This window comes from Kineococcus indalonis, assembly GCF_009906395.1.
Classification (GTDB): Bacteria; Actinomycetota; Actinomycetes; order Actinomycetales; family Kineococcaceae; genus Kineococcus; species Kineococcus indalonis.
On record NZ_JAAALM010000236.1, the window covers coordinates 1 to 5975 of the forward strand.

Genomic DNA, 5975 nt, shown 5'->3' on the forward strand with positions numbered 1-5975 from the left:
GACGTGGTGGCCCCGCCCGCCCACATCTCCGCCACGGCCGCGGCCACCACGTCCTTGTCGAGCAGCACCGGCAGCCCGGTGGCCTCCGCCAGCACCCGCCGCACCGGCACCCGCGTCCAGCCGGGCAGGTTCGGCGCGCCCACGACGTCGCCGGCGGGCCCGTCCACCGGCCCGGGCACCGCCACGCCCAGGCCGGTGAGGCGTTCGGCCGGCACCCCGGAGGCCGCGACGGTGTCCGCCACCTGCGCCGCCACGCGCGCCAGGGTCCGCTGCGCGGGTTCCTCCGGCGCCAGCGGGACGTCGGAGCGGGCCACCACGCCGCCGCGCAGGTCCAGCACGACGGTGGTGGCCACCACCGGGTCCAGGTGCACGCCGACGGCGTAGCGCCCGGAGGGGGCCAGCTGCAGCATCGTGCGCGGCTTGCCCGGGCCGCCGGCCTGCTTGCCGGCCTCGACGACGAGCCCCTGCTCCAGCAGGTGCCGGCAGATGTTGGAGACCGTCTGCGCGGACAACCCCGTCAGGGCGGCCAGCTCCACCCGGCTGAGGCCCTCGGCGTGCCGGCGCACGGCGTCCAGGACGACGACCTTGTTGTAGTCGCCCACGCGGGGCAGGTTCGACCCGCGGCGCACCGCGGCGGGACGGGGAGGCGGTACCACCGCGTCAGCGTGCCACGGGCACCGCGACCGCCCGCGCGCTCGGCCCGCGGGCGCCGGTGCGCCGGGTGCGCCGGGTCTACGGTCCGGGGGTGACCGCTGCCGCCCCCTCCCCGCCCGGCCGCCGGACGAGCGCCGCCGCGGCGCTGCTCACCGTGGCCGCCGCCCTGACCGTCGCGCTGTGGCGGGCGAGGGCGGGGCGCGTCCGCTGAGCGGCGGGCACCGGGCGTTGACGCGCGGTGCCCCACGAGCCAGGATCACAGGGCGTCACACCTTGGCACGGTCCGCGACGGCGCGGCCGTGGTGTGCTCCGCAGGAGGTCCTCGTGACCCTCGCCACCCCTCCCCGCAGCCCGGGACGACGCCGCCGCGGCCCCGCCGCGCTCGCGGCGCTGGCGCTGCTCCTCCCGCTGGCCCCGCTCACCCTGACCACCGGGGCGGCCGCCGCCGGCCCGCCGGCGCGCACCGGGGAGCCCGGCGAGCAGCGCCCCGGCACCGCGCCCTACCGCGACGCGCGGCTGCCCGTGCAGGCGCGCGTGCGCGACCTGCTCGCCCGCATGACGCTGGAGGAGAAGGTCGGGCAGATGACCCAGGCCGAGCGCGCCGCGGTCACCGCCGACCCCGCGCTGGTGGCCCGCCTCGGGCTCGGCTCGGTGCTCTCCGGCGGCGGCTCGGCCCCGACGCCGAACACGCCGCGGGCGTGGGCCGACACCGTGGACGCCCTGCAGCGCCAGGCCCTGAGCACCCGCCTGGGCATCCCGCTGGTCTACGGCGTGGACGCCGTGCACGGGCACGGCAACGTGTTCGGCGCCACGGTCTTCCCGCACAACATCGGCCTGGGGGCCACCCGCGACGCGCGCCTGGTGGAGCAGGTGAACGCGGTGACGGCCGAGGAGGTGCGCGCCACCGGCATCCCGTGGAACTTCGCGCCGTGCCTGTGCGTGACGCGCGACGCGCGCTGGGGCCGCAGCTACGAGAGCTTCGGGGAGGACCCGGAACTGGTCTCCCGGCTGGGCACGGCGGCCGTGGCCGGGCTGCAGGGCCGCGGGCAGCGCGAGCTGGGCCGCCCCGAGCGCGTGCTCGCCACCGTCAAGCACTTCGCCGGCGACGGCGGCACCGAGTACGGCACCGGCAGCGGTGACTACCCGATCGACCAGGGCGTGACGGTCGCGAGCCGGCGCGAGTTCGAGCGCACCCACCTGGCACCGTACCGGCCCGCGATCCGCCACGCGCGCGCCGGCAGCGCCATGCCGTCGTTCTCCAGCGTCGACTTCACCGACGACGGGGTCGGCGACCCGGTGAAGATGCACGCGCACCGCGAGCTGCTCACCGACGTGCTCAAGGGCCGCATGGGCCTGGACGGTTTCGTCGTCAGCGACTGGGAGGCGATCCACCAGCTCCCCGGCGAGTACGCCGACCAGGTGCGCGCCAGCGTGAACGCCGGCGTGGACGTGTTCATGGAGCCGAACACCTCGGCCGCGTTCGTCGAGACGCTGCTCGCCGAGGTGCGCGCCGGCCGGGTCCCGCAGGCGCGGATCGACGACGCGGTGAGCCGCATCCTGGCGAAGAAGTTCCAGCTCGGGCTCTTCGAGCGGCCCTTCGCCGACCGCCGCCACCTCGGCGAGGTCGGCTCCGCCGAGCACCGCGCCGTGGCACGCCGCGCCGTGGCCCGCTCGCAGGTGCTGCTGCAGAACTCCGGGCGGGCCCTGCCGCTGCGCCCGGACGCGGACGTGTACGTCGCCGGGCGCAGCGCCGACGACGTCGGTCTGCAGTCCGGCGGCTGGACGCTCACCTGGCAGGGGTTCCCCGAGCGCAACGCGGCCGGGGTGCCGCAGCAGCCGGGCACGAGCATCCTGGAGGGGATCCGCGAGGTCGCCCCCGGCGCGGACGTCACCTACAGCGCCGACGGCACCGCACCGGTGGGGGACGCCGACGTGGCGGTCGTCGCGGTGGGCGAGACGCCGTACACCGAGGGCTTCGGCGACGTCGGCGGGCCGCGGTGGGCCTTCGACCCCGCCGACGCCGGGCAGCCGCGCGAGGAGAAGTCGCTGGAGCTGCAGCCGCAGGACCGCGCCACCGTCGAGCGCGTGTGCAGCCGGGTCGCGACCTGCGTGCTGCTCGTCGTCTCCGGCCGCCCGCAGGTCGTCACCGACCTGCTCGACGACGCCGACGCGGTGGTGGCCTCCTGGCTTCCGGGCACCGAGGGCGCCGGGGTCGCCGACGTGCTCTTCGGCCGCGCCCCCTTCACCGGCAGGCTGCCGGTGAGCTGGCCGCGCACCGCGGCGCAGGAACCCGTGAACGTGGGCGACGCGGGCTACGACCCGCTCTTCCCCTACGGCCACGGCCTGAGCACCCGCTGGCGGCGCTGACGTCGGGGAACCGACGGCGGCGCTGACGTCGGGGAACCGACGGCGGCGCACCGGCCCGCCCCGCCACCGGGGCGGGCCGGTGCGCGTCAGCCCTGCCGGTGCAGCGCCTCCACGAGCAGCTCCGCCAGGTGCTTGGGCCGCACCCCGGCGAGGTTGTCGGACTGGGTGCGGCAGGAGTACCCGTCGGCCACGACCACCGCGCCCGGGTCCTGCTCGATGCCGCGCAGCGCCGGCAGCAGCGCGTGCTCGGCGACCTTCACCGACACGTCGTAGTGCCCGGCCTCGGCACCGAAGTTCCCCGCCAGGCCGCAGCAGCCGGAGAGCACCTGCGCGTCCACGCCCGCCTTGGCCAGCAGGGCGGCGTCGGGGGCGAAACCCATCACCGCGTGCTGGTGGCAGTGCGGCTGCACGACCGCGCGCACGTCGCCGTCGGGGTCCAGGCGCGGGGGCACCCAGTCCGGGCGCTGCTCGGCGATGAGCTCGGCGAGGGTCTTCACGCGCGCCTTGAGCGCGTGCGCGCGCGGGTCGTCGGGCAGCAGCTCCGCGGCGTCCTCGCGCAGCAGCGCGGTGCAGGACGGCTCCAGCCCGACGACCGGCGCGCCGGCGGGCAGGCCGGGGGCGCTCAGGGCGTCCAGGGAGGCGCGCAGCTGCTTCTTGGCGCCGTCGAGCTGACCGGTGGACACCCACGTCAGCCCGCAGCACACCTTCTCGGTGGTGATCGAGACCTCGAAGCCGAGGTGCTCCAGCAGCTCCACCGCGGCCCGGCCGACCTCGGGCGAGAAGTGCTCGGTGAAGGAGTCCACCCACAGCACCACCGGCTGCCCGCCGGTGCGCGCCGCGCCGGTGCGCCCGCGCCGGCGGAACCAGGCGCGGAACGTCTGCTCGGCGAACTTCGGCAGCGGGCGCTCCTGGGCGATGCCGCCGACGGCCCGCGCCAGGCGGGCCAGCGCGGGCACGCCGGTGAGGGCGTTGACCAGCCTCGCCTCGAGGCGGTGCAGGGTGGCCAGGCGCGACCAGCGCGGCAGCCACCCCAGCAGGTAGTGGTTCATCGGCCGCAGCCGCCCGGCGAAGTGCTTGTCGAGGAACTCCGCCTTGTAGGTCGGCATGTCCACGCCCGCCGGGCAGTCGGCGCTGCACCCCTTGCAGGACAGGCACAGGTCCAGGACGTCCAGGACCTCCTTCGAGCGCCAGCCGTCGGTGACCAGGGTGCCGTTGGCCATCTCCTGCAGCAGGCGCGCGCGCCCGCGGGTGGAGTCCTTCTCGTCGCCGGTGGCCAGGTAGCTGGGGCACATCACCCCGCCGGAGTCGGCGCGGCACTTGCCCACGCCCACGCAGCGGTGCACCGCGCGGGTCAGGTCGCCGCCGTCGTGGGAGTAGGCGAACTTCAGCGGCATCCCCAGGGCGTGCGCGGGGCGGGCGGCGGGCACGCGCAGGTCCGCGTCCAGGGGGGCCGGGCGCACCAGCACGCCGGGGTTGAGCAGGTCGGCGGGGTCGAAGGCGCGCTTGACCTCCTCGAACGCGGCGATCGCCTCGGCGTCGTACATCAGCGGCAGCAGGGCGCCGCGGGCGCGGCCGTCACCGTGCTCGCCGGACAGCGAACCGCCGTGCTGCGCGACCAGGCGCGCGGCGTCCTCGAGGAACTCGCGCGTGCGCTGCGCGCCGCCGTCCTCGTAGAGGGGGAAGTCGATGCGCACGTGGATGCAGCCGTCGCCGAAGTGCCCGTACGCCAGGCCGTCCACGCCGTGCGAGGCCATCAGCGCGTCGAACTCGCGCAGGTAGCGGCCCAGCCGCTGCGGCGGCACGGCGGCGTCCTCCCAGCCCGGCCAGGCGGGCTGGCCCTCCGGGGAGCGCCCGGCCAGGCCGGCGCCGTCCTCGCGGATGCGCCACAGCTTGCGCGCGTCGGCGGCGGTGGGGATGACCACGGAGTCCAGCGCGGCGGAGTCGGCGACCATCGCGCGCGCGGCGGCCAGGGACTCCTCGGGGCTCTCCCCGCCCATCTCCACGAACAGCCAGCCGTCGCCGGTGGGCAGCCCCTCGACGGACCCGCCGCGGCGCACGACGGCGTCGGCCAGGCGGCGGTCGATGCCCTCCACCGCCAGCGGGCGGTGCTCCAGCAGCGCGGGGGTGGCGTCGGCGGCCTCGTGCATGGAGCGGTAGCCCAGGACGACGAACGTCGTGGACGGCGACTGGCGCACCAGCCGCACGCGCGCGCGCAGGATGGTGGCCAGGGTGCCCTCGGAGCCGGTGAGCAGGCGGGCCAGGGCGGTGCCGGTGGGCCCGCCGGTCTCGGGCAGCAGGTGCTCCAGCGCGTACCCGGAGACCTGCCGGCCGAAGGTGCCGAACGTGGTGCGGATCAGCGCCAGGTGCCGGGAGGCGACGTCGCCCAGCTCGGTGAGCAGCTCCGCGGGCGGGGCGTCGGTCCAGTACCGCCGGCCCTGCCCGTCGAGGACCTCCAGCGCGAGCACGTTGTGGCTGGTGCGCCCGTAGGCCAGGGCGTGCGAGCCGCACGCGTCGTTGCCGATCATGCCGCCGACGGTGCAGCGGGCGTGGGTGGAGGGGTCCGGGCCGAAGCGCAGCCCGTGCGGGGCGGCCGCGCGCTGCAGGTCGTCCAGGACCACGCCCGGCTCGATGAGGGCGCTCATGCCCTCGGGGTCGACCTCCAGGACCCGGTTGAGGTGGCGGGAGAAGTCCAGGACGACGCCGGTGCCGACGGCGTTGCCGGCCACCGAGGTGCCCGCGCCGCGGCTGGTGAGGGGCACGCCCAGCTCGCGGCACACGGCGAGGACGGCCTCGACGTCCTCGACGGTGCGGGGGAAGACGACGACCTGCGGCACGACGCGGTAGTTGGAGGCGTCGGTGGTGTACTCGGCGCGCCGGCGGGTGGAGGCGTCCACGACGCCGGGGGCGGCGTCCACGCCGAGCGCGGTGCGCAGGCGCTCCACGAGGTGCTGGGC

The 5975-nt window shown here is 76.9% G+C and carries 3 protein-coding genes; 1 reads left to right on the top strand and 2 read right to left on the bottom strand.

The window, feature by feature from the left end; translation table 11 throughout:
- Positions 1-602, bottom strand: a 602-nt coding sequence (locus GTR00_RS12350; RefSeq protein WP_205705665.1) for an ROK family protein, incomplete at its 3' end; no start/stop codon positions are given.
- Between the two features lie 376 nt (positions 603-978).
- Between GTR00_RS12350 and GTR00_RS12355 the strand changes: the two genes are divergently transcribed.
- The gene (locus GTR00_RS12355; RefSeq protein WP_205705666.1) at positions 979-3021 is read left to right on the top strand and encodes a glycoside hydrolase family 3 protein; all 2043 of its coding nucleotides are present in this window, start codon (positions 979-981) and stop codon (positions 3019-3021) included.
- 86 nt (positions 3022-3107) lie between these two features.
- On the opposite strand, the gene GTR00_RS12360 is transcribed toward GTR00_RS12355, so the two are convergent.
- Positions 3108-5963, bottom strand: coding sequence for an FAD-binding and (Fe-S)-binding domain-containing protein (locus GTR00_RS12360; RefSeq protein WP_166611921.1), 2856 nt, complete (start codon positions 5961-5963; stop codon positions 3108-3110).
- Positions 5964-5975 lie beyond the last annotated feature (12 nt).